Origin of the sequence: Pseudomonas sp. RL_5y_Pfl2_73, from assembly GCF_963970515.1 — a bacterium.
In the GTDB taxonomy this organism is placed as follows: domain Bacteria; phylum Pseudomonadota; class Gammaproteobacteria; order Pseudomonadales; family Pseudomonadaceae; genus Aquipseudomonas.
Genome location: NZ_CAXAPD010000023.1, coordinates 37,457 through 60,718, shown reverse-complemented (window position 1 = coordinate 60,718; position 23,262 = coordinate 37,457). Strand labels below are relative to the sequence as shown.

At 55.4% G+C, this 23,262-nt stretch carries 19 protein-coding genes and 4 pseudogenes; 9 read left to right on the top strand and 14 right to left on the bottom strand.

The window, feature by feature from the left end; all coding sequences use genetic code 11:
* Positions 1 to 5: 5 nt before the first annotated feature.
* The 3 genes from AACY42_RS20935 to AACY42_RS20925 form a co-directional block, all read right to left on the bottom strand.
* Positions 6 to 1,868: a DUF1302 domain-containing protein gene (locus tag AACY42_RS20935; protein WP_137211872.1), complete on the bottom strand. Its 1,863-nt coding sequence runs from the start codon at positions 1,866 to 1,868 to the stop codon at positions 6 to 8.
* A gap of 845 nt (positions 1,869 to 2,713) precedes the next feature.
* Positions 2,714 to 5,869 carry an efflux RND transporter permease subunit gene (locus AACY42_RS20930; protein WP_339482029.1) on the bottom strand — a complete coding sequence of 1,052 codons (3,156 nt, stop codon included), beginning with the start codon at positions 5,867 to 5,869 and terminating at the stop codon, positions 2,714 to 2,716.
* A 13-nt stretch (positions 5,870 to 5,882) separates the two neighbouring features.
* A complete protein-coding gene (locus tag AACY42_RS20925; RefSeq protein WP_137211870.1) occupies positions 5,883 to 7,085 on the bottom strand; it encodes an efflux RND transporter periplasmic adaptor subunit in 1,203 nt (400 codons plus the stop codon).
* 120 nt (positions 7,086 to 7,205) lie between these two features.
* Between AACY42_RS20925 and AACY42_RS20920 the strand changes: the two genes are divergently transcribed.
* Entirely contained in the window at positions 7,206 to 7,880 is a 675-nt protein-coding gene (locus AACY42_RS20920) for a TetR/AcrR family transcriptional regulator (RefSeq protein ID WP_137211869.1), read from the top strand.
* Here the strand turns inward: AACY42_RS20920 and AACY42_RS20915 are convergent.
* Positions 7,839 to 9,353: an FAD-dependent oxidoreductase gene (locus tag AACY42_RS20915; protein WP_339482026.1), complete on the bottom strand. Its 1,515-nt coding sequence runs from the start codon at positions 9,351 to 9,353 to the stop codon at positions 7,839 to 7,841. The genes AACY42_RS20920 and AACY42_RS20915 overlap by 42 nt on opposite strands.
* 50 nt (positions 9,354 to 9,403) lie before the next feature.
* Between AACY42_RS20915 and AACY42_RS20910 the strand changes: the two genes are divergently transcribed.
* Positions 9,404 to 9,895, top strand: coding sequence for a MarR family winged helix-turn-helix transcriptional regulator (locus tag AACY42_RS20910; protein ID WP_339482024.1), 492 nt, complete (start codon positions 9,404 to 9,406; stop codon positions 9,893 to 9,895).
* A 136-nt stretch (positions 9,896 to 10,031) separates the two neighbouring features.
* On the opposite strand, the pseudogene AACY42_RS20905 reads toward AACY42_RS20910, so the two are convergent.
* A pseudogene (locus tag AACY42_RS20905) lies at positions 10,032 to 10,433 on the bottom strand (integrase core domain-containing protein); the annotation flags it as partial.
* Here AACY42_RS20905 and AACY42_RS20900 point away from each other — a divergent pair.
* Complete coding sequence (locus AACY42_RS20900) at positions 10,328 to 10,921, top strand: MBL fold metallo-hydrolase (RefSeq protein WP_339482053.1); 594 nt, start codon at positions 10,328 to 10,330, stop codon at positions 10,919 to 10,921. The pseudogene AACY42_RS20905 and the gene AACY42_RS20900 overlap by 106 nt on opposite strands.
* 90 nt (positions 10,922 to 11,011) lie before the next feature.
* Here the strand turns inward: AACY42_RS20900 and AACY42_RS20895 are convergent, their stop codons facing one another.
* Genes AACY42_RS20895 through AACY42_RS20875 form a run of 5 tightly spaced genes read right to left on the bottom strand, consistent with a single transcriptional unit; the run spans position 11,012 to position 16,138 of the window.
* A complete protein-coding gene (locus tag AACY42_RS20895) occupies positions 11,012 to 11,785 on the bottom strand; it encodes an L-iditol 2-dehydrogenase (RefSeq protein WP_339482023.1) in 774 nt (257 codons plus the stop codon).
* A gap of 57 nt (positions 11,786 to 11,842) precedes the next feature.
* Entirely contained in the window at positions 11,843 to 12,940 is a 1,098-nt protein-coding gene (locus tag AACY42_RS20890; RefSeq protein ID WP_339482022.1) for an ABC transporter ATP-binding protein, read from the bottom strand.
* Between the two features lie 57 nt (positions 12,941 to 12,997).
* A complete protein-coding gene (locus AACY42_RS20885; RefSeq protein WP_339482021.1) occupies positions 12,998 to 13,831 on the bottom strand; it encodes a carbohydrate ABC transporter permease in 834 nt (277 codons plus the stop codon).
* 10 nt (positions 13,832 to 13,841) lie between these two features.
* A complete protein-coding gene (locus AACY42_RS20880; protein ID WP_339482020.1) occupies positions 13,842 to 14,768 on the bottom strand; it encodes a carbohydrate ABC transporter permease in 927 nt (308 codons plus the stop codon).
* A gap of 59 nt (positions 14,769 to 14,827) precedes the next feature.
* Positions 14,828 to 16,138, bottom strand: a complete 1,311-nt coding sequence (locus AACY42_RS20875; protein ID WP_339482019.1) for an ABC transporter substrate-binding protein — start codon at positions 16,136 to 16,138, stop codon at positions 14,828 to 14,830.
* A gap of 291 nt (positions 16,139 to 16,429) precedes the next feature.
* Here AACY42_RS20875 and AACY42_RS20870 point away from each other — a divergent pair, with 291 nt between their 5' ends.
* The 3 genes and pseudogenes from AACY42_RS20870 to AACY42_RS20860 all read left to right on the top strand — a co-directional run.
* Positions 16,430 to 17,380: an AraC family transcriptional regulator gene (locus AACY42_RS20870; protein WP_339482018.1), complete on the top strand. Its 951-nt coding sequence runs from the start codon at positions 16,430 to 16,432 to the stop codon at positions 17,378 to 17,380.
* 61 nt (positions 17,381 to 17,441) lie between these two features.
* Positions 17,442 to 18,356: a carbohydrate kinase family protein gene (locus AACY42_RS20865; protein WP_339482017.1), complete on the top strand. Its 915-nt coding sequence runs from the start codon at positions 17,442 to 17,444 to the stop codon at positions 18,354 to 18,356.
* A 198-nt stretch (positions 18,357 to 18,554) separates the two neighbouring features.
* A pseudogene (locus tag AACY42_RS20860) lies at positions 18,555 to 18,743 on the top strand (IS5/IS1182 family transposase); the annotation flags it as partial.
* 282 nt (positions 18,744 to 19,025) lie between these two features.
* Here the strand turns inward: AACY42_RS20860 and AACY42_RS20855 are convergent.
* A pseudogene (locus AACY42_RS20855) lies at positions 19,026 to 19,196 on the bottom strand (5'-nucleotidase); the annotation flags it as partial.
* A 298-nt stretch (positions 19,197 to 19,494) separates the two neighbouring features.
* On the opposite strand from AACY42_RS20855, the gene AACY42_RS20850 reads away from it, so the two are divergent.
* Positions 19,495 to 19,785, top strand: a complete 291-nt coding sequence (locus tag AACY42_RS20850; RefSeq protein WP_032698686.1) for a type II toxin-antitoxin system ParD family antitoxin — start codon at positions 19,495 to 19,497, stop codon at positions 19,783 to 19,785.
* Positions 19,786 to 19,787: 2 nt separating this feature from the next.
* Complete coding sequence (locus AACY42_RS20845) at positions 19,788 to 20,144, top strand: type II toxin-antitoxin system RelE/ParE family toxin (protein ID WP_339482016.1); 357 nt, start codon at positions 19,788 to 19,790, stop codon at positions 20,142 to 20,144.
* Between the two features lie 57 nt (positions 20,145 to 20,201).
* Here AACY42_RS20845 and AACY42_RS28750 read toward each other — a convergent pair whose 3' ends face one another.
* From AACY42_RS28750 to AACY42_RS20830, 3 genes and pseudogenes are all read right to left on the bottom strand, one after another.
* On the bottom strand, positions 20,202 to 20,402 hold the full coding sequence (locus tag AACY42_RS28750) for an integrase arm-type DNA-binding domain-containing protein (protein ID WP_445261527.1): 201 nt from the start codon (positions 20,400 to 20,402) through the stop codon (positions 20,202 to 20,204).
* A gap of 213 nt (positions 20,403 to 20,615) precedes the next feature.
* Positions 20,616 to 20,744, bottom strand: a pseudogene (locus AACY42_RS20835) (His/Gly/Thr/Pro-type tRNA ligase C-terminal domain-containing protein); the annotation flags it as partial.
* Positions 20,745 to 20,805: 61 nt separating this feature from the next.
* Positions 20,806 to 22,056, bottom strand: coding sequence for an MFS transporter (locus AACY42_RS20830; RefSeq protein WP_339482014.1), 1,251 nt, complete (start codon positions 22,054 to 22,056; stop codon positions 20,806 to 20,808).
* Positions 22,057 to 22,158: 102 nt separating this feature from the next.
* On the opposite strand from AACY42_RS20830, the gene AACY42_RS20825 reads away from it, so the two are divergent.
* Entirely contained in the window at positions 22,159 to 23,115 is a 957-nt protein-coding gene (locus AACY42_RS20825; protein ID WP_339482012.1) for an AraC family transcriptional regulator, read from the top strand.
* Positions 23,116 to 23,262: the final 147 nt, after the last annotated feature.

Here is a 23,262-nt window from a genome sequence, read left to right as displayed (position 1 = left end):
TCCCTCTAAAAAGAGACACCGACGTTAACAGCCAGGAAGTCGCGATCAATGTTTATGTTGTAATCACCACCGAAGTAGTTTGTATAAGAAATATTCGCTGAGTAGGTGTTCAGGTAGGAGGTATCAAGAGCGATACTGATCGCTTTTGAACCCTCGTTAAAGCCCGGTTCTGGACCATAACCACTGACATCGTGGGACCATGCAACGCTGGGCCGCAGCTCGACACCTGGAATTACATTCGTGTATTCCCATATGGCGCGCGCCCTGTACCCCCAGGATGTACTGGTGGCGAACCCATCACTTGTGCAGTTGTAGGGCGTGGTGCTATTAGTTTGCGCGATGCAGACTGAATTATTCGGGAATAATTCACCTTGTCCAAATGCACTGCTTCGCCCGTAACGCAAACCACCTTTTCCGCCTAGCCCGCCAATGTGTGTGACGCCCACTTCGCCAATGAGAGAAAGACGCTCTGCGCCCATGAACTGATCGAAGAAGTGCGTTGCTGTCAGCTGAGCTTGGGTGACCTCCTTACGTCGGTAGCCTTTCAAATCTTGATTGTTGGCTATTGCCACGTCACCGGAGGAAATCAGCGGGCTTGCGGTCGCAACACCCGTGGGAGCCAAGATGAGATCCACGGCGTTGACTTGCAAAGGCATATTAGGTCGATAGCTGAGCTCACCTGCCAAACTCGTACCGGAAGGGAGGCTTGTATTAAAGCTGATCCCATAAAGCTGAATATTTTCCGGATACTCAACAAAGTACTTGCTGCTGCCTAGTCGATACGCTTGAACAAGCGAACCACCCGCAGCACTGGACAGGAAATTATTACAACCCCCGGCTGGGATTCCAAGATTTCCGCAAAGTGCACCAGCAAACCCCGAATCTGTTGCGTGCGGTCCACTGGTCACACCCAAATAGGACTGCCGGCTGTGATAGTTTATGAAGTAGCCAGCAAATTCACTGTTTATCTCCGGAACCAGCCAACGCAGCGCGGTCCCCCACTGGCCGCTGTTTTTAGGTTCTTTATCATCAGAACGCGGCACGATAATACCCTCAGAGGACAGATCGATGCCCAGCGGTATCAACGCCGCTCGCGCTGCCGCATTCGTTGTGAGATCAGGACCTACCGGTTGACCATTGCATCCATGGGCAAGCCCATCCACTTGCGAAAAGAAGGTAGCGCAGTTGTCAATGACGGTCTTTTCCCACTGCAACTGATAAAACGTATCAAGCGATACTTCGTCCGTCAGATTTTGCGAAACATACAGCAGATTAACGGGTATCAACCCTTCCTTGATCTCGGAGCCGGGACGTCGGATGGCGGCAACGTTGACAGGGTTAATAACATTGAGTCCGCCCGTTATAAAGGTACCTTCCCCCCAACTGAGAACCTGCTTGCCAAGACGCACGCTGCCCGGCAGTTCGCCTATTTGATAGTTGTGATAGATGAAAGCATCCAGCACCTCAGCCCCGGAAGACCGACTACCGGTATCCCTGTGACTATTGTTAATATCTTTATAGCGTAGAGAGTCGTCGGTGAGTTTAAAGTCGTACCAATACTTGCCACGAACAAACACACCACCACCTTCATATTTCAATTCCAGGTCATGAATACCCTTGAAGATCGTAGAAAAGTTTTCACCTTTTTTGAAGTTTCGCCGCCCATCGTCGGTACCACGATTTCTCAGTAGATTAGCGTCCGGGTTTTGTAGCGACCAACTTCCACCCAATGTCAATATCGAATCAAAGTTACCTTCTATCTCGCCAACACTGAATTGCGCAGCCGAGACGGAGGTGCCTACAAGGTTCATAAACCCAAGCAACAGCAAATGCCGACCAACCTTGGGAATAGGTATTGTTTTTTTCATATGTATTCACTCTTTTTTATTTTTATTTTTGGTACTACACAGTTTTTTCTGACGCGACCTAACCTGCTGTTAGGTTATCTACATCGCAACGGAGACACCTCATAGATGTTCTAAAAAAACAGAACCACGACTCACTCGAACCGGATGCCTGCTTTCAAGCCCTGAGCACATCAACCTGCAGGTTTTGATTCTGATGGCGTCTCGTGATTGCCCCACGAGATGAACCAACGAACTTCAAAACGCACATGAGTTGCCCGTAAATCTGTCTGCGGGACTTGGCTTGAATCTGCGATCAAATGCCTTTAGACAATGCTCATTCTGCTTCTCTTTGGTTGGGCCTCAATCTGGAATCTACTTAATTCAAATTCAAATTTCAAGTACATTTCTGAGAAATTTTGTTCTCCTTGCTCCCCTCGCTCCTTCCTAATTATTGGTGACTATTCAGTCGCAAAATGCACACGATCCAGACCACAGAAACAGCGCTCTCCATAAGGTCACGTTGGCTCATTTCCACTTGGGAAATGAGCCAACAGTCGAGCGTTTCTTAGGAAGTAAAATGGCGCGGCAGATGACGATGACTTTCAAGAATCACTGCGTGACTCAACATTCAACATCGCGCTTCTCAGCAGCAAACGCGCCCACACCCACTGACTGCGGAAGCCGGAAAAGTGCTGATGCCGCTTGAAACATAATAAGAAAAGCCTGCGGCTACAGGCTCCTCAGGTTGTTCATAGCCAGGAGTCATGCTGCATCCACCAATGAATCCAACCACCGCCAAGCGCAGCAATAGGATTTGTGCACAGCGCCGCACGTGAGAAGTAAAACGGTACATATCACTCCCCCTGCTAGGCTGTCGGAGCCGCCGACGAGTCGGGCGACGTTAGACGCGATCGGCTCCCCCCGGCATTGAACTTCCGCATGATGAGCACGAAGAACAGGGGTACAAAAAACACTGCAAAAATGGTTCCCGACAACATCCCACCAATAACGGCCGTGCCAAGCGCATGCTGGGCTCCAGCACCAGCCCCGCTGCCCAAGACCAATGGCAGCACGCCGAGAATGAACGCAAGCGATGTCATCAGGATAGGGCGCAAGCGCATACGCACAGCTTCCATCGTAGCGTCTAGCAGATCCTTGCCCTCTTCGTGAAGATCCTTGGCAAACTCTACGATGAGGATGGCATTTTTACAGGCGAGCCCGATGGTAGTGAGCAATCCGACCTGGAAGTAAATGTCGTTAAACTTCCATGTCAGGACCGCACCCGCCAAGACGCCGAATACTCCCGAAGGAATAACCAGAATCACCGAAAACGGGACCGCCCAACTCTCGTACAACGCTGCAAGTGAAAGAAACACAATCAGAATCGACAACCCGTACAAGATTCCCGTCTGGCCACTTGAGGCTTTTTCCTGCCGCGACAGCCCCGTCCATTCATAGCCTATACCGGGGGGCAACTGCGCGATTGCGGCCTCGACAATAGCCATTGCTTCGCCGCTTGATGCACGCCCCGGAAAAGCCATGCCAAGGATTTCAATCGACGGCACGCCATTGTAGCGTTCCAGTCTCGGTGAACTGGTTGCCCAGGTTGCAGTCGCAAATGAAGTAAACGGAACCATGGTCCCGGCGTTGTTCCGTACGTACCACCGGTCAATATCCGTGGGTAGCATTCGGAAACGGTCGTCACCCTGCAGCATCACTTTTTTGACACGCCCCTGGTCGATGAAGTCGTTGACGTAATTGCTGCCCCAGGCTGCAGAAATAGTGTTGTTAATATCGGCCATGGAAATACCGAGAGCACCGGCTTTGAAGGTATCAACCTGCAATCGGTAATCTGGCATATCTTCAAGACCATTAGGCCGTACAGCGACCAAGCGCTGATCCTTGGTGAGTATGCCCAGCAACTGATTACGAGCCTGCATCATAGCTGCATGGCCGAGGTTTGCTTCGTCCTTAAGCATCAGATCGAACCCCGTTGCGTTACCTAGCTCCGAGACGGCGGGCGGCGCAAAGGCGAAGATCCTGGCGTCCCTAATGGTGTTGAAAAAGGCGCCAGCCTTGGCCGCGACATCGGTGACACTCAGGCCAGGCCCCGTGCGCTCGTCCCAGGGTTTGAGTTGAACAAAAGCGAAGCCCATATTTTGGCCGCTGCCCGCGAAACTGAAGCCTGACACGGAGAACACGCCTTCTACCGCATCTTTTTGATCGACCAGGAAGTGATGTTCAACTTGCTTGATAATCTCGTCCGTTCGCGCCCTAGTGGCACCTGGCGGCAATTGCATATTGGTGAAAAGCGTCCCCTGGTCCTCGTTCGGTAAAAAACCGACCGGCAACTTCATGAAGACGAAAACCACCAACGCTACAACCACCGCATAAACCAGCATGTACCGCCAACCCTTGTTCAGCATGTGGCTGACGACGCCCTGGTAACGGAGATTGCCTCGTTCAAAAGTACGGTTGAACCAGCCAAAAAAAACGCGGGTGGCCAACGTATGCCCTTGCGCAGCCGGTTTGAGCATCGTCGCGCACAAGGCTGGGGTGAGGACCAATGCGGCAAGTACCGACAACGACATCGCTGAGACAATGGTGATGGAAAACTGGCGGTAAATAACGCCACTCGAACCGCTGAAGAACGCCATGGGGACGAACACAGCAGCCAATACCAGCGCGACTCCGACCAATGCACCGGTGATCTGATCCATCGACTTGCGCGTCGCTTCCCTGGGCGGCAAACCCTCATCGCTCATGACCCGTTCGACGTTTTCAACGACAACAATTGCGTCATCCACCAGAAGTCCGATGGCAAGCACCATGGCAAACATGGTCAAGGTATTGATCGTGAAGCCGCAAACAGCCAGGACCCCAAAAGTACCCAAGAGCACTACCGGCACCGCGATGGTCGGGATCAAGGTGGCGCGAAGGTTCTGCATAAACAGATACATGACCAGAAACACCAGCACCACCGCCTCGACTAACGTACGCACGACCTCTTCAATTGAGATGCGCACGAACGGTGTGGTGTCATAGGGTTTGTGCACCTTCATTCCTTCGGGAAAGAACGTTTCCAGCTGCGCCAGGCGCGCATCAATAGCTTTGACGGTATCCAGCGCATTGGCACCGGTGGCCAACTTAATCGCCAATCCAGCCGCAGGCTTTCCGTTATAGCGACCTATCGTGTTGTAGGTCTCGCTGCCCAGTTCGATACGGGCAACGTCGCGCAAACGCACTCTCGAACCATCGGTCAGAGTGCGCAACACGATGTTCTCGAACTCCTCGGCCGTTCGCATACGGGTTTGCGCGGTGATCGTCGCATTCAGCTGTTGGTTGCTCGCTGCTGGCAGGCCACCCAACTGGCCTGCAGACACCTGAACGTTTTGCGCCTGAATGGCAGTTTTAACGTCCACCGGCGTCAGACTGAAGCTGGTGAGCTCATCGGGGTTGAGCCAAATCCGCATGGCGTATTGCGATCCGAACAAGGTCGTATCGCCGACGCCCTCAACACGACTGATGGCTTCCTGGACATTCGCCGCCACGTAGTCCGACAGATCGGAACCGTTCATGCTTCCATCTTCTGATGTAAAAGCCAGAACGTTAAGGTAGTTGCTGGCCGATTTACTGACAGATACGCCTTGCTGCTGTACCTCTTGCGGCAACAACGGCGTGGCGAGCGCCAATTTATTCTGCACCTGTACTTGGGCTGTGTCTGGATTGGTCCCGTTCTCGAATGTCAGCGTGATGGTGACGGTGCCTGAGGACTCACTGGTCGAAGCCATGTAACTCAGCCGATCCAACCCCTTCATCTTCTGTTCGATAACTTGGGTAACTGTATCCTCCAGTGTTTTAGCTGAAGCACCAGGATAGGTCGCGACAATTGCCACGGCAGGTGGCGCAATGGCTGGATATTGTGCAATAGGTAATGTCAGGACGGAGATAAGACCCGCCAGCATCACAATGATGGCAAGGACCCATGCGAAGATCGGACGATCAATAAAAAAGCGCGCCATTTTCGTCTGCTTCCTATTGATTTTCAGCGGATGGTTTCACTGCAGAAAGATCGGCAGTGTATGAGCGCGTGGGCTGCCCTGGGGCCCATGGCGTTACCTCGACCTCTAAGCCAGGCGCAGCGCGTTGCTGACCGTCCACAACCAGTTGGTCACCTGCCTGCAAACCGCTACGAATCAACCACTGATCACCAATGGCGCGGTCGGTTTCTAATACGCGACGCTCCAGCTTATTGCCGGCCCCCACAATATAAACTGTCGGTTTACCAGTGCTGTCTCGACTGACAGCTTGTTGCGGTACTAACAACCCCTGCTCTTTTATCCCTATTTGCATAACAGCCCGTACATACATACCCGGCAACAGGTCCGCATTGGGATTTGGAAACACCGCACGCAGGGTGATTGCGCCAGTATCCTGATTCACGGTTACGTCAGAGAATTCCAACCTTCCCTCCAGGGGGTAAGTACGACCATTCTCCAGCACCAGCGCTACCTTTGCGGCGTTAGCTCCGACTTTCTGGATCTCCCCCTTTGCAAGGGATTCTTTGAGGTTGAGCAGCGCCGCACTGGATTGCGTTACGTCTACGTAGATGGGGTCGAGTTGCTGAATCGTAGCCATTGCTGTGGCCTGACTAGCGGTCACCAGCGCGCCGGGAGTCACGGCTGACCGCCCTACGCGTCCAGATATCGGCGCGTCCACGTGGGCATAAGCCAGGTTGATACGACTGGTTTCCACATTGGCCTTCGCTGCTGCGACATCTGCCTTTATCTCGCCCAGGTTGGCGACGGCGTCGTCGTACTCCTGCTGACTCACCGCATTGATGATGATCAGTTCCTTGTAACGATCAGATTTTAGCTGAGCGGTTCTAAGGCTTGCCTGGGCCTTGGCCAGCGCTGCGACATTGCTGTTGTAGGCTGCTTGGTAGGGCGCAGGATCAATTTCATAGAGCGTCTGCCCAGCCTTTACGTCACTTCCTTCGCGAAAGTTCCGAGCCTTGATGATCCCATTCACCTGCGGACGGACGTCGGCGACTAAGTAAGGAACAGTGCGACCCGGTAGCTCTGTACTCAACTCAACCGGCTGCTTTTTGACCGTAATCACACCCACAACCGGCGTCCCGGCTGCAGGTGGAGGGCCCATCGGGGGTTTGCCGCACGCACTGATGAGGCAGGAAATCGCCACGACAGCGACGGATGGTAAAAGAACTGCTTTGCGCATGACGAAGCTCCAAAAGTAGGAAGACGCAAACAATAACTAAACGGTACGGTATAGTTATTTGACGATGCGTTCCAAGTCAAGCAATACTGAACGCATTGGTTTAGAAAAAGAGATTCCGCTATGAGAGTCAAAACAGAAGCGAAGCGTGAAGCTATCCTTGCAGCTGCCTCCCAGGTCTTTCAGGGTGCAGGCTTTGAAGGCGCCTCGATGGGAGAGATTGCTGCCTTGGTGGGCGGGTCAAAAGCCACGTTGTATGGCTACTTCAGCTCCAAGGAAGAGTTATTTGTGGCCGCCATGAATGAGGAAGCCGTGAAAGAGTTTGAGCCCGTCTTCGGGACACTGGACAAAGAGGTTGAAGACCTGCAAGAGACCTTGCAGGTCTGTGGCGAGCACGTATTGGAGTTCCTGTGCTCAGCGACGCGAATCCAGACACGACGAGCCATCATCGCCGAGTCCGGACGAAGCACTATCGGAAAGCGCTTTCATGAACTGGGCCCCAAGGTAGGAATAAAGAGAACAGCCGAGTTTCTCGAGAGACAAATGACCCTGGGAAACCTCAGACGATCGGATCCGCTACTGGCAGCCGCTCAACTCACCGCGCTACTTGAGTGTGAAACCGTTACACCACTGATGCTGGGCATAAAAGAAAAACTCACGAAGTCAGAGATTAAAGGTTCTGTTGAGCGAGCCGTGAAGACATTTCTTGCCGCTTATGCCACCTCACACCAGCCAACAGAAACATCAGCAGTAGGGCTAGCCATTAAAAACTCCGGGAACACCGAGTCCTACCTGTAAGAGATAACGTTCCAAAGCGTGTAGGTTTTCATGTGTGACGATCGCCCCGACGTAGCCATCAGGGCGCACCAATATCCAATCGCCCATGGCCGGCTCATACGCTTCATAAAAGTGCCCTTGTTCATCAATGACATCGCCATGGGGGCCGAAAGTATGGATATGCAGTCCTGCACGAGACGGCACAGCGTCGCGATCCAAACCATAACCCAGCAAAGTCCAATGGGGGCCTTTATAAAGATTGAACAACCGCGAAGGATGTCCGGCTGCTCCCCTGATCAGCGCATCGGGGGCTCGATCGCCCGCTGACAAACCGTCAAGTCGCTCAGGCTGTTCCTGGGACAACGTGGACTCGGGATAGCCGATATCGAGTTGGTGCACCTCGCGGCCACGGCGCATATTGCCATGCTTCTGGGCCTCGAGCAGTCGGGTCGCCAGGCCCAGCATTGACGCCGCCACCGGCCGTCGCTCCTGCTCATAACTGTCAAGCAACGCTTCTGGTGCTCCCTGGATAACTGCAGCCAGCTTCCAGCCCAGGTTATAGGCATCCTGCACGCTGGTATTGAGGCCCTGCCCCCCTGTGGGCGGATGAATATGCGCCGCATCCCCCACGAGGAATACTCGATCCATGCGGTAGTGATCGGCAAGCCGGGCATTCATCGTATAGAGTGAAGTCCAGGACAGCGATTGAACCTGAATGTCATCGCGTCCCGTGCGCTGCGCCACCAAAGTCGTCAACGCCTCTGCGGTAAGTTCAATATCACCCTCGAGAGGAACCGGCCCCTGTATTTGAAACAAGTGAGTACCAGCCAGCGGGCATAACGAGATCTGCCGAGTCATATCGCCATCGTTGAATCGGTGCCAATAATCACGCGATAAACCCGTTATCACCGCATCGACCACCAAGGCACGGACGCCTAGAGTCTTGCCTGGAAAGCCAATACCTAAAGAATGACGCACGAGACTGCGGCCACCATCTGCACCTACCAACCATCGCACACGCAGCGTTTCTTCGCCGCCCTTGCCTGCCAGTTGCGCTGTCACACCGTCAGCGTCCTGCACGAAATCGACCAACTCGCAGGAAAATTCCGGTATCTGCCCCAGTTCCATCAGGCGCTCACGCATCACCCGCTCGGTTAAAAATTGCGGCACCATCAAAGGCAAATGATAAGGTTCGGCCGAGGTTGGCTTCCCGCGTTCCATTACATCAGCGTCGCTGTAGCTACCGTCGTTGTGGTATAGCCGCTCAGGCGGATAGACGCCTCCAGCGGCAACAATTCGATCGAGGATACCGATGTCCTCGAATATTTCCTGAGTTCTAGGCTGAATACCCTTGCCGCGGGATCCGTGGAACGGCTGCGCCGCTTTCTCGATCAGACGAAATGATATTCCCCTCCTCGCTAGATCGATTGCAAGCATCAGACCAGCAGCTCCCGCGCCGCAAATCAAAACATCTACTGCAAATTGCTCTTTCATAACGCCCCCGATTAAGTGCACTATGCACATACTTGGAGGAGTAAAGTGCTGTGTCAACAAAAAAAGTGCAAAATACACATATTAGCGCTCAGCTTCGAGAGCTTCACGGAGCGTTGCTAGAGATCGTAGGTGTGATGAATCGCCCTCAGCGTGATGAGGCGATGGTGCGAGAAGCCGGTATTTCTTTAGATGGCGCCCTGTTCCCGCTGCTGGTCCTGGTGGAGCGGCTGGGACCCATTGGCATAGTCGACCTTGCTGACCGCGTCGGACGCGATTACACCACTGTCAGTCGCCAAGTTTCAAAGCTGGAGGACCTTGGATTAGTCGACCGCAAGCAAGGCAAGCATGACCGCCGGGTCCGTGAGGCCGTTGTTACCAAAGGAGGCAAGGCAATGACTGATCGCGTCGATGAGGCTCGAGAGAGAATTGGACTGTCTATTTTTGCAACGTGGAAAGAGCGAGATGTTTCAGATCTAGTTCGTCTTATGGGAAGGTTCGCCGATGACATCAAAAAAGATCACCGGATGGCTCAAAAAAATTGACTAACGATAGGGTTGGGCCGTCGACATCATGATCATTGAGAGTTAATCCATTACAGTCTTGAGTCACCGCTCAAAAAATAATTTTGTGCGATAACTGTTTGGACTTGCCCCTACCAAACCGGACACCAACTCCCCGTTAAATTGATGCTGCCGCTAAGCGCCTGAACTCCCTCGGTGAGCGATAGTTCAAGGCGCTGTGTGGATGCTGCTCGTTGTAGTGCTCGAAGGCAATTGCCAAGTTACGCAACGCCGTTTCTCGATCCGGCTTGGGCATGTGCGCCACGTAATCTCGCTTAATCGTCTTCACGAAGCTCTCGGCCATGCCGTTGCTCTGCGGGCTGCGTACCGGGGTGGTCACCGGCTGTAAGCCGATCTGTAGAGCAAACAAGCGTGTCTGTCCGGCGGTGTACGCCGATCCGTTGTCGCTTAGCCATTGCACCGGCGTGGCGGGCAGTTGATCACCAAAACGCTTCTCCACGCTTTCCAGCATCAAGTCGCGAATATCATCGCCGCTGTACCCGGTCGGGCTGGCTACCCACCAGCCTCTACACGGCCGATGACATACCCGAGATCGACGCTTTGTTGATCAGCCACGATCATTACGATCACTTGGACTATCCAACCGTTCTGGCGCTTCAGTCCAAAGTCAGAAAGGTTATCGTGGGGTTGGGTGTAGGCGCGCATTTTGAGCGTTGGGGTTACGACATGGGAGCCGTACGCGAAGCCGACTGGAACGAAGTCATCGCGCTGACACCGAACGTCAGAGTCCACGTCACCACAGCTCGACACTACTCTGGACGCACCTTTACCCGCGATCAGTCGCTGTGGGTCGGCTTTGCACTTGTGTCTCCTGAGCAGCGGTTGTTTTTCAGTGGCGACTCGGGTTATGGCCCGCACTTTACCGAGATCGGCCAGCGACTGGGTCCGTTCGACTATGTCGCCATTGATGCCGGTCGGTACGATCCGCGCTGGGCGAACGTCCACATGAATCCGGAACAGGCCGCGCAGGCAGCCAGGCTCTCATGAATCGGGCAGTGTGATCGCGAGGAAGCTGAATCGAACCGCCGGGTGATCGGATATATGCCGCTCTCCTGTCACCCGAACACCCTTCTGTACTCAGCTCATCCAGTTCCCGCCATCAACGTTGTACGTTTGTGCGACGATGTAATCGCTCTCCGAGCCCGCCAGGAAAATAGCCATTCCTACCAGATCCTCTGCCGCCCCCATTCTCCCATATGGAACTTCAAGGCCGACGAGCCGCTTCTTCTCACCTAGAGGTCGGTTCTCGTGTTTGGCGAAGAGCGCGTCGACACCGTCCCAGTGTTCGCCATCGACAACCCCCGGGGCGATCGCATTGACATTGATTTTGTGCTTGATGAGGTTGAGGCCAGCAGACTGCGTAAGGCTGATGACCGCCGCCTTGGTGGCGCAGTAGACGCCTACCAGCGCCTCACCGCGGCGACCCGCCTGGCTGGCCATGTTGATGATCTTCCCGCCATGCCCCTGACTGATCATCTGCTTCGCCGCTGCCTGAAGCGTGAACAGCGTCCCGCTGACGTTGATTGCAAAAAGCTTGTCGTAGCTTTCCCGAGTGATCTCAGTGATCGGTGCAAGATCGAACAACGCCGCGTTGTTCACAAGGATGTCCAGCTTTCCTGCGTGGGCAACGACCTCGGCGATTGCTGCATCAATGGACGCCTGGCGGGTAACGTCCATCTCCACCGCGTAAGCTTGCGGCCCAAGCTCGGAGGCCGTCGCTTGAGCTCTTTCCAAATTGATGTCGGCGATAGCGACCGTAGCGCCTTCACCGATATAGGCCTGGGCAAACGAGCGGCCAATACCGCGTGCGGAACCCGTGATCAAAGCGCTTTTACCTTCGAGACGTTTCATTGAATCTACCTTTGTGGTTCGTGGCGCGCTTCATCGAAAGAGCGCGCCTGATGGAAGTCAGGCCGCGCGTGATGCCGCAGGGCTTACCGAAAGACCGCTCTCATCAAATAGATGGCAATGAGCGACATCGAGGGTGAGATAACGCCGGGCGGCGTACGGCACTTCGCAATCCCCCTGGACACGTACCGTCAGGCTTTCTCCTGAATCGACATTCACGTGGCAGAAGGTATCGCTGCCCAGGCGCTCGGTGACATCCGTCGTGACCGGCACTTGGCCTTCAGCGCCCAGGGTCAAATGCTCCGGCCGTATCCCGATCGTCACGGATTGCCCGACCGACAACGCACTGCTGTCGCGTGGAATGAGCAAAGTGGTTCCAGAGGCGAATCTAACCTCAACCCCCGACGCACGCACGGCATACACAGTCGCCTGCAAGAACCCCATTTTTGGTGTCCCAAGGAAGCCGGCAACGAACAGGTTGGCAGGGTGATGGTAGAGCTCGAGCGGCGAACCAATCTGCTCGATCCGCCCTGCGTTAAGCACAACGACCTTGGTGGCGAGCGTCATGGCTTCGACCTGGTCATGGGTCACGTAGATCATGGTCGCCTGCAGCTCCTTATGCAGTCGGGACAGCTCCAAGCGCGTCTGTACACGCAGCGCAGCATCAAGGTTCGACAGTGGCTCATCGAAAAGGAAAATCTTCGGGTTTCGGACAATCGCACGACCAATCGCGACCCGTTGGCGCTGACCACCTGACAACTGCTTAGGCTTGCGGTCGAGCAGAGAACCAAGCTCGAGAATCCTTGCGGCCTCGGCGACCTTCCTTTCCACATCCGGCTTCTTCTCACCGGCCAGATCCAAGGCAAATGACAAATTCTTGCGTACCGTCATGTGCGGATACAGAGCATAGGTTTGGAATACCATGGCCAGGTCTCGCTTGGCGGGAGTCACCTCAGTGATGTCTCGGCCGTCGAGCTCGATCGTGCCGCTCGTGACGTCTTCCAAACCTGCAATCAGGCGCAACAGGGTCGACTTGCCACACCCCGACGGCCCTACAAACACCACAAATTCCTTGTCCTTAACCTCGAGATCGATGCCCTTGATGATGGACAGTCCCTCGAAACCTTTCTTGAGATTTTCTATTTTCAAAGTGGCCATGCGTAAAGTCCTGTAAGAAATTGGAGCCTTCGCGAAATCATTGAATGCTCGACGTCGTCATTTGACGGCGCCAAAGGACAGCCCACGAACCAATTGCTTCTGACTGATCCAGCCGAAGATCAAGATAGGTGCGCAGGCCAATGTGGAAACTGCGGAAAGCTTCGCCCAAAACAGACCCTCAGGGCTCGAGTAGGAAGCGATCAGCGCGGTCAGAGGTGCGGCGCTGGAGCTCGTCAGGTTGAGCGACCAGAAGGCCTCGTTCCAGCACAGGATCATCGACAGCAGCATGGTCGACGCCAGTCCACCCTTGCTGATGGGCAGCAGCACGCGCAGCATCTCCTGTCCCAGGGTCGCCCCGTCCAGCCTGGCCGCCTCCAGAATCTCCCGGGGAATGTCTTTGAAGTACGTGTAAATCATCCACACCACGATGGGCAGGTTGATCAGGGTGTAGATCACGATCATCGCGATCCGGGTGTCCAGCAACCCCGCCCCCTTCGCCAGAAGGTAGATAGGCATGAGCACCCCAACTGGAGGAAGCATCTTGGTCGATAGCATCCAAAGCAGCGTCTGCTTGGTGCGCTTGGTCTCATAGAACGCCATCGAGTAGGCCGCCGGCACCGCGATCAGCATGCACAACGCTGTAGCGGAGAAGGAAATCAGCACCGAGTTCCACGCAAAGTGGAAGTAGTCACTGCGCTCCTGGATGTGCAAGTAATTCTCCAGCGTAGGCATGAAGATGAACTGTGGCGGCGTAGCGAAGGCATCGATCTCGGTCTTGAAACTGGTAAGCACCATCCAAAAGATCGGAAAGAACAACAGCAAAGCGGTGACCCAGGCCAAGGTGCCGAGCAGTACGCTTTGTAGAGACCGGGATTGTTTAAGCGTCATCATGGCGTTGTCCTCAGGCTTTGTCGGTCAGGTTCTTGCCAATCATGCGCACCAGCACAATCGCCGCGATGTTAGCGATCACCACCGCAATCAGACCACCGGCCGAGGCCATGCCCACATCGAACTGCACCAGTGCCTGGTTGTAGATCAGATAGGCGAGGTTGGTCGAAGCGAACCCAGGTCCGCCATTTGTCGTGGTGAAGATTTCTGCAAATACCGACAGCAGGAAAATCGTCTCGATCATCACCACCACCGCGATGGGCCTGGCCAAATGTGGCAGGGTCAAATGCCAGAAGATGGCCAGGGCACCCGCCCCATCCAATCGAGCGGCCTCTTTCTGCTCTTGATCGAGCGACTGCATGGCTGTCATCAGCAACAAGATCGCAAAAGGCAGCCACTGCCAGGAAACGATGACGATGATCGAGAAGAGTGGGTAATGAGCTAGCCAATCGATGGGCTGTGCCCCGAAGAACTTCCATACCGCCGCGAGGATCCCGGAGACAGGGTGGAAGATCAGATTCTTGAAGATCAGCGAACCCACTGTAGGCATGATAAAAAAAGGCGAAATGAGCAGCACCCTGACGATGCCGCGTCCAAAGAACTCGCTTGCCTCAAGCAAGGCTGCAATCAAGACACCAAAAATCACGCTGATCAGCAGCACGCTGCCCACCAGTATCAACGTGTTAAGCGCTCCGGGAAGAAAACCCGAATCTGTCACGAAATAGGCAAAGTTCTCCAGGCCAACGAACTCGTTTTCCCCTGGATTGAGCAGGTTGTAACGGATCACCGAAAAATAAACGGTCATGGCCAGCGGCACGATCATCCAGAGCAACAAAAGTGCAACCGATGGCGACACCAGAAACCATCCTGGATTGATCAAACGGCGGGCGCGTGATGGCGCCGAGGCCGCAAGCTGGGCTCGAATAGTGGACGTGTTCATGATTATTTACCTGTGCGGCTGTGACCGCCGGCGCTAAGCCGGCGGAGGTAAGGGGCTATTTATTTTTTGGGATAGCCCGCACGCTTCATCTCGCGCTCGGTTGTGGACTGGGCAGAAGCCAGCGCTTGCTCAACCGACATTTGTCCTGTCAATGCTGCGGAGAAAAGCTTGCCTACAGATGTACCGATCGACTGAAACTCGGGGATCACCACGTATTGAATGCCCACGTACGGAACGGGCTTGGCTGAAGGCTGCGACGGGGCAGCGTGCTTCATCATTTGCAACGTTACCTGAGCAAACGGCGCGGCCTTGAGGTAGGCGTCACTGTAGGTCGAGATGCGTGTTCCGGGTGGCACGTTCGTGATGCCATCCTTATCGGTAACTAGCTGGATGTACTCTTTGGAGGTGGCCCAGGTGACGAAGGATTTGGCGGCCTCTTTGTGCTTGGAGGTGGCAGGAATTGCCAATGACCAGGCATATAACCACGAGGACCCCTTGTCGGTAACCTCGATAGGCGCAGGCGCGAAACCTACGCTGTCTACCACCCGGCTCTGCTCCTTATCGGTGGTGAAAGATCCAGCCACGCTTGCATCAACCCAAATCGCACATTTTCCACTGTTGAAAAGGGCCAGTGTTTCGTTGAACCCGTTACTGGATATTCCCGGAGGACCGTATTTCTTCAGGGTATCAACATAAAACGTCGCTGCTGCCTTCCACTCAGGACCATTGAGTTCAGGCTGCCATTTCTCATCGAACCAGCGCGCCCCGAAGGCGTTGGCCATCGTGGTAAGCAAGGCCATGTTTTCGCCCCAGCCAGCTTTGCCACGCAAGCACATGCCATATTGATCTTTCGAAGGATCATTGAGCTTGGCAGCGAACTCGCCCAGTTGCGACCAGGTCGGCTGTGCCGGCATCGTCAATCCTGCTGCCTTGAACAGATCGGTGCGGTAGTACGTGATGGTGCTTTCGCCGTAGAACGGCAGTGCGTAGAGCGTATCGTTAACGGAAAGGCCCTGGCGTACGGCAGGAAAGATATCGTCGACGTCGTAGCCGGCCGGGAGGTCCTTCATCGGCTCTAGCCAGTTCTTGGCACCCCACATCGGGGTCTCGTAGGTGCCAATGGTCAACACGTCGAACTGACCACCTTGAGTGGCAATGTCAGTGGTCAGGCGCTGACGCAGAACGTTCTCTTCGAGCACGACCCAGTTCAGTTTGATGTCGGGATGCTGCTGCTCGAAGACCTTGGATAGCCGTTGCATTCGGATCATGTCACCGTTGTTGACCGTCGCGATGGTCAGCGTCTCAGCGGCATGGCTGGCAAGGGCGAATGACAGACCAGTAGAAAGAATTAGCGCATTCGTAATCTTCATGGGGCTCTCCACTCCAAGCCAGATGACCGGAGCTATTATTGTTGTTGTTCACCACTGGTGGGCAAATCAAGATCGCATCGCAGTGGTGGGCGAGTTGATTAAATCACCTACCCGACCCGCTCTCAAACGAATCCAGGACGCCGAATTGATACTTTTTTGATCGCTGCACCCTCCCCTAAACGAAATCAAAAAAGTATCACTTAGCTGCAATAGATGAACTACCAGTCCTGAGCGAGATCGGCGTATGGTTAGCGCATTCGATCCATAGAACAACTATAAAAGGGGCACGAGATGCCTGATAACCGCGCTGCTTTGTTCGAGCACCGACCAGCCGACCTTGAGGTCATCCTTCCTGAACCCGATCAGAGCTTTCGATGGTACGAGCACGACTATCCATACTCCCTCGCCCGCTGGAACCACCATCCTGAATATGAAATCCACCTGATTCGGCAAGGAAGTGGCAAGCTCTTGGCCGGGGATTACATCGGCCCCTTCACCGCAGGACATGTCGCACTGATTGGCCCAGGTCTTCCCCATGATTGGATGGGAGATATCGCGCCGGGAGAACAGCTCGTAGGCCGCGACGTGGTTCTGCAGTTTGATGGCGCCGCCCTACTCGACCTCCGAGGCTCATTGCCTGAGCTATCGGAGCTGAAAACGCTGTTTGAGCTGGCACAACGTGGGATCGAGTTTACTGGGGGGACGGCCGTGGAGGCCGCTTTGCTGCTTGAGGGAATCGGCAAGGCGACGGGGCTTCAGCGCCTGATCATATTCCTGCAACTGATACACACCCTCGCAAGGGCGCCAAAGCTCGAAATTCGGGTATTGGCCAGCGCCTGCTACTCACCGTCCTTGAACGAACGCAGCTCGGAGCGAATTAATCAGGCATTCGACTACCTGATCAATGAGCTCACATCTGACGTCCGGCTATCTGTCATCGCCGAGCGAGTAGGGATGAGCGAGGCCGGTTTTTCACGCTTCTTCAAACGAATCACTGGCCACGGATTCATGGACCTGATGCGCAAGCTGCGCATCCAGCGTGCATGTCGGCTACTCGTCCAGACACAGCTCTCGGTCGCCGAAATCTGCTTCGAGGTTGGCTACGAAAACGTCTCCAATTTCAATCGCCACTTCCGTCATGAAATGCATCAGACCCCGAGCGACTACCGGCGTACTACCGCCATGAAGCTCTTCAACCGAGACGGTCTTCACCCATCGCTACCGATCGCGCAGGTGCGGTGAGACAGCGTCTAACGATGTGACGCACGATCGTGTCCCCAGCCCGATACAAGAGAGGATGAATATGCAATTGCCGAGCGTTGTTGTGTTTGGTGAAGCACTGACCGACGTGGTTCAACATTCACCCGGACGGTGGCAAGGCTATCCAGGTGGCGCGCCCTGGAACGTGGCCCGCGCAATGAGTCGCCTGGGCGTGCCCACTGCCTTCGCCGGCTCGATCAGTACCGACTCACTGGGTGATGAGCTCGCACAGCAATCGAAGATTGCCGGTCTGGACATGAGATTCCTCCAGAGAGTTGACGCTGACCCTCTGGTAGCAATCGTGCCCTCCAGCCACCCTCCCCGGTATTTCTTTGCGGGCGAGGCCGATCTACTTTTTGATGTGGACCAACTCCCGGCAGGTTGGTTGGATGCGGCTCGACTCTGTCACTTCAGCTGTATCAGCCTTGCCCGTCAGCCATTGGGGGACAGGCTTGTTGAGGTGGCCAGGAGGGTGAAGGAAGAAGACAAGCTGATTAGCTATGACCCGAACTGGCGCAACCTGATGGACACCCGCTACCGCGAGCTGACTTTCCCGGCCATGGTGGAGCTTGCAGACATCATCAAGCTCTCGGATGAGGATCTTCGCCAGATATACCCTGGATTGAACGAAGAACAGGCGCTTCAAACGTTGCGGACGATGAATGCTAGTGCGCAGATTCTTTTCACCCGTGGAGCGAAAGGTATGGCGTTGTATGCTGCCGACGTGAAGTTTGAACAGCCCGCGATCGCCGTTGAGGTCGCTGATACGGTAGGTGCCGGCGATTCGAGTATGGCCGGATGGCTGGCCTCGACGTTGTTAGGCATCCAAGAGCCCCATGCACGATTGGAGTTTTCCGCTGCTTGTGCGTCAGTGTCTTGCTCGCATGTCGGGGCTTACGCGCCTAGTCGTGAAGAGGTTGAGGATTTGCTATCAAACCGCATGCAACATCAGCGCTGAAATTCGCATTACGTACCGCCATTTTGTCAGGAAGGCGGGACTCAAGAAGCACTGAATTGTTGGCGCTGATGCGATTTAGACCCAGGTTACTGATTTTATCTGACCCATGTGCAGCCTCTGAAATCCCACGCAAGGTCATCGCTTGCTGAGTATTCGAATGGGTCAATGACTTCCGGCGGCGTGGGTCAAAATCGCATCAGCGCCAACATCGAGAGCACCAAGACGATGATCGATCGGGTTGAAGCGCAGTTCGACATCAAGCCGTAACGCCTCATCGGCGGTACCGAGTACGGTACAGCGCCGATGTTGGCCTGGATGGTGGAGGAAAAGGACATCGAACCTCACGTGCCGATGCGGGACAAAACAGAGGTCAAACAATCCAACCTAATATGGAGATCCACTGAGAGCCATCCGAATCCAACTGGATCTCTGCCAGAAAATCGCCAGTCGCGATCGCTCGCACACCCGGTTCAAGTGGGGGCAACATTGGGGGCACATTTGAAATTTTTCTGCCTGAAAATGTTGTTCTAGAGCCTAGTCAAAATGTTTGCCGGGGATCCTGAGAGTCGTCTGGCAGGCTGTTTAGCTGAGCATTTCTGGCTTTCCACAAACCATGGAACTCCATTCACTTCCGGTAGATTGCTACATTGGGGGCACATCTGAGGGCATGATGAAGGGGAACGCTATCCCTTTCGGAAGCGGGACGTGAAGATTTTTTTTCTGAAACTTGCGGTATTCCTCCTCCCCCTGACTCTGAAACACTGCGTCCGATGCCAACAAATCAAACACAGCGCTGGAAGCGACGCCGATCACCAGGCGATTTTCTAACTCGTAGGGCATTGGAACCTCTCTTGATGCCTCTAAACGCAAATATTGATGGGCATCGAACATGCCGATCGATTTCAGGGCGGATCGAAAAGCACACATCGCGCGCCTCCTCCCACGCACAGCCAGGCATATCAATCTGCAAATCAATCTGCAGCTTTATTATGGGCGGATGACTTTGAACCTTGCTGATTGGCGCCGAGTCAGCTATCACCTGATCGCCGGATGTCGGCCCCAAGCTATTGTCCTGAGCGAAAATGGCATAATATGCCAACAATCAAAAGTACCTGTTTGCATAGAACTGGAGCTAGTTATGGCGACGCGAAACGTTGTGCTCACCCCTCACCAGGAACAGGTTATCCATGACTTGGTGCAGTCCGGCCGTTATCAGAATGCCAGCGAAGTGATGCGAGAAGGTTTACGTTTATTGGAGCAGCGCGTCGCCGAAGACACCGCCAAAATTGAGGCACTGCGCCAGGCGACCTCGATCGGCATCATGGATCTTGAGCACGGGCGCTTTACTCAGGTGAACGAAGGGGATCTGGAGCACTACCTCGAGGGCTTGAGCCTGGAGGCAACCCTCCCCGCGAGAGAGAAACACTGAGCATGCCGCAGTATCGGATTTCCAACCCGGCGCGCGCCGACATTGTCGACATCCTTAGGCTCTCCCAGACGCAGTTCGGCGATCAAGCACGCCAGCGCTACCAGGCGCTGATCCTCGCGGCGCTGCAAGCGCTTGCCGACACGCCGTATCCCCTTGGCAGCCACGACCGCGATGAGCTTGCACCGGGCCTTCGCAGCTATCACCTCATCTACTCACGCCAGCAGGCCAAACAAACCCATGGAACGGTCAAAAGCCCACGCCATATCGTGTTCTATCGTGTGGCAAACGACGACGTGATCGAGGTCGTCAGACTCCTTCATGACGCCATGGAAGTGCAGTTGCACTTGCCTAACGACTGATCAGCGACCTGGCCAAACGGCTTAACTGGCCAGGAATAGCGAAGGTAAGGCGCCCCTCTATATCTCAACCTGAGCGCCCTCGTTGTCAGCCGATTTAGGCGTTTTCCGTGACCAAGCGCCTAGCATTCGCTCCAGCTGTCGATGGACACGAGGATCGATGCCCCTAGCGACCAGAGCCCTGGCAACATCACGCAGAGCACGAGCATCTCGCGAGTCAATTTCAGGATAGGTGCAGAGAGACAGACCCGACAACTCCACTTAAGGATATCGACTCATACCCCATATCCTCTTCCGAACAACCAGGGATTTGCCACATTAGGGTTGTTCATCCAGTATAAGGAGGCGCACCAAATACCAGCCGCGGCCACCCAGGCCCGTGCCAAAAATCGCCATTCGCGATCGCTCGCACCGGGGGTGTGAGCCGCATAACTTGAGTATACCCCCCCAACAGGGTGACGCGGCGCCGGCTTTTTCCTGCTCGCCGATCACCAAAAGGTAAGGCACTTTCTGCAGAGTGGCTTCGCGGATCTTGTAGCCGTTCTTCTCGTTACGCAGGCCCACTGCCGCGCGCAACGATTTGAAGCGTCCTTGGTGAGACGTCGTATTGTTCATGGGTTAACTCCTGATTACGGATGGGATCGAGGCGGTTTGGCAAACCGGATCAAAGATGCAAGGCGGGCTTGGACTGGTGAACGCCATGGGCAGAAGGGACGCGGACCCGCAGCGCAATCAGCAGTGCGGCCAGCAGCATCAGCACGGCCGCTGCGACGAATACGCCTGCGCTGCCACCGAGGCTGAACACTGCACCGCCAGCGGCCGCGCCTGTGGCAATGGCGGACTGCACAGATGCCACCACCATGCCCCCGGCGCTTTCCGCCTGATCAGGTACCGCACTGGCAACCCAGTTCGACCACGCCACCGGCACACCACCAAAGGCCAACCCCCAGATCGCCAGGAGTACCGCCTGCCCCGGCACCGATGCCGGCAACAGCACCAACGCCAGTGCTGCAACACCGACCAGCGCGGGCATCAATACGAGAGTGGCCAGCGGGTGGTGCTCCAGCAGCTTCCCGGCCAACAGCGTGCCGGCGAAGTTCGCCACACCGAACCCCAGCAGCATCAGGGACAGCCCTTGTGGGCCGATGCCGGTAGTCCCTTCAAGGAATGGCCGAACGTAGGTGAACATAGCAAAGTGGCCGCTGTGCACCAGCACGCAACCGAACATCCCCATGGCGATACCCGGGCGCTGCAACACCTCGAGTACGGTGCGCAGACGTGCCGGCCGGCGCGGCGCAAGGCGCGGCAGAGTGAACGACTGGAACGCCAAGGTCACCATGCCTACCGCCGCTGCTGCAAAGAACGCGCTGCGCCAGCCATACAGCCCGCCCAGATAGCTGCCCAGCGGCACGGCAACGACCGTCCCGATAGCAATGCCGCTGAAAATGATCGACAGCGCCCGGGGCAACAAAGCACTCGGCACCAAGCGCATCGCTACCGCCGCCGCCATGCTCCAGAAACCGCCAAGGGCAATGCCCAGCAAGATGCGCATCAACAACAGCACCGCGAAGCTGGAGGAAACGGCGACCAACAGATTGGAGGCGACCATCAACGTGGAAAAACCCAGCAACACCCAACGTCGGTCGATGCCGCGGGTCAGGCCAGGCACCAGCAAGCCGGCGAACAGCGCCACCACGGCTGTCACCGTTACCGCCTGGCCAGCCAGCGCTTCGGACACTCCCAGGTCGGCAGCCATCAGCGTCAACAAACTGGCCGGAAGGTACTCAGCGGTCAGTAATCCGAACACCCCCATTGCCAACGAGAAGACGGCCATCCACGCGGGGTTCGCGGGCTCTACATCCAAGCCGACGCCGGAATGGCGGTCGGGTACGGCATTACATACACAGTCGGTCATCGTACGGATCTCCCTATCTTCATTGCGAACCGAAGTCTAGGCGCCGGGATCCGGATGATCTATGATCGAAAATCTCTATTTTTTGACTAAAACACCTGAACAATGCCTACTGATCAGTTTGCTCTCTCCTCGGACCTCATCAACGAACTGTTGCGCGGTATGCGCCTGCGTGGTGTCGAATACCGGCGTATCCAGGCAGGCCCTACCTTCGGTTTGGGCTTCACGGAAAAACCTGGGCACGCCTGGTTCCACTTCATAGCCGTCGGCAATGCGGTGCTGCGAATGGAGGATGGCACCACCTACGAGCTGTCTGCCGGCAACGCCGTGTTCATCTCCCATGGCGCCGCCCATCAACTGTTTTCACATCCGGACGCGCCTGTTCTAGACATCAACCGTCTAGACGGCACCCCGCTCGGTGACACCGTCAGCGCGGTGGATACCGGAACCGATGCCAGCCCCACGCCGAGCACTATTTTGTTCAGTGGTTGTATGGAGTTTGAACTGGGCAGTATCCATGGCCTTGGCAGGCTGATGCCGGGCCTGATGCTGATTGATGCCGGCGGCCAGCGTTACCCCGGGCTGGTACCGATCCTGACCACCATGGAACGCGAGGTCAGCGCCGCACGTGTCGGCTTCGCCGGTATCCTCGCGCGTTTGGCCGACGTGGTAGCTGCCATGGTCGTTCGCGGCTGGGTGGAGTGTGCCTGTGGGAATGCTTCTGGCCTGGTCGCCGCCTTGCGCGATCCACGCTTGGCCGGTGCACTGCTTGCGCTCCATCAACAACCGGGCCGCGACTGGACCGTTGCGCAGTTGGCAGAGCACTGCAATACCTCACGCTCGGTCTTCGCGGACCGCTTCCAGGTGACGATTGGCATGGCCCCACTGCGCTATGTCACCGAACTGCGAATGCGGCTTGCGAGCCAGTGGCTGACCCTCGAAAGGCTACCGATTGAAGAGGTAGCGCAGCGTTTGGGCTATACATCCCAGGCCGCTTTCAGTCGTGCATTCAAGCGCATTACGGGCAAGACACCGGGTTTGAGTCGTAAGTGTCGGCGCTGATGAAGAATTGACCCATCTGCCGAAAAAACGCTGACCCAAGCAACCTTCAAGGCTACCGCCATCTGTGCTGGGCATCTACCTATCCATGTTGGGGCAGTCTTGCCCCAGCAGGGAGGGCAATTGTGCATCACCGCCAACAATCATCAA

Excerpts from the sequence above, each read along its gene's own strand:
- AACY42_RS20825 (WP_339482012.1), top strand. The coding sequence starts at position 22,159 with ATGCCTACTGATCAGTTTGCTCTCTCCTCGGACCTCATCAACGAACTG.
- AACY42_RS20875 (WP_339482019.1), bottom strand. The coding sequence starts at position 16,138 with ATGAAGATTACGAATGCGCTAATTCTTTCTACTGGTCTGTCATTCGCC.
- AACY42_RS20845 (WP_339482016.1), top strand. The coding sequence starts at position 19,788 with ATGCCGCAGTATCGGATTTCCAACCCGGCGCGCGCCGACATTGTCGAC.
- AACY42_RS20925 (WP_137211870.1), bottom strand. The coding sequence starts at position 7,085 with ATGCGCAAAGCAGTTCTTTTACCATCCGTCGCTGTCGTGGCGATTTCC.
- AACY42_RS20885 (WP_339482021.1), bottom strand. The coding sequence starts at position 13,831 with ATGATGACGCTTAAACAATCCCGGTCTCTACAAAGCGTACTGCTCGGC.
- AACY42_RS20865 (WP_339482017.1), top strand. The coding sequence starts at position 17,442 with ATGCAATTGCCGAGCGTTGTTGTGTTTGGTGAAGCACTGACCGACGTG.
- AACY42_RS20890 (WP_339482022.1), bottom strand. The coding sequence starts at position 12,940 with ATGGCCACTTTGAAAATAGAAAATCTCAAGAAAGGTTTCGAGGGACTG.
- AACY42_RS20870 (WP_339482018.1), top strand. The coding sequence starts at position 16,430 with ATGCCTGATAACCGCGCTGCTTTGTTCGAGCACCGACCAGCCGACCTT.
- AACY42_RS20895 (WP_339482023.1), bottom strand. The coding sequence starts at position 11,785 with ATGAAACGTCTCGAAGGTAAAAGCGCTTTGATCACGGGTTCCGCACGC.
- AACY42_RS20830 (WP_339482014.1), bottom strand. The coding sequence starts at position 22,056 with ATGACCGACTGTGTATGTAATGCCGTACCCGACCGCCATTCCGGCGTC.
- AACY42_RS20920 (WP_137211869.1), top strand. The coding sequence starts at position 7,206 with ATGAGAGTCAAAACAGAAGCGAAGCGTGAAGCTATCCTTGCAGCTGCC.
- AACY42_RS20915 (WP_339482026.1), bottom strand. The coding sequence starts at position 9,353 with ATGAAAGAGCAATTTGCAGTAGATGTTTTGATTTGCGGCGCGGGAGCT.
- AACY42_RS20850 (WP_032698686.1), top strand. The coding sequence starts at position 19,495 with ATGGCGACGCGAAACGTTGTGCTCACCCCTCACCAGGAACAGGTTATC.
- AACY42_RS20935 (WP_137211872.1), bottom strand. The coding sequence starts at position 1,868 with ATGAAAAAAACAATACCTATTCCCAAGGTTGGTCGGCATTTGCTGTTG.
- AACY42_RS20880 (WP_339482020.1), bottom strand. The coding sequence starts at position 14,768 with ATGAACACGTCCACTATTCGAGCCCAGCTTGCGGCCTCGGCGCCATCA.
- AACY42_RS20930 (WP_339482029.1), bottom strand. The coding sequence starts at position 5,869 with ATGGCGCGCTTTTTTATTGATCGTCCGATCTTCGCATGGGTCCTTGCC.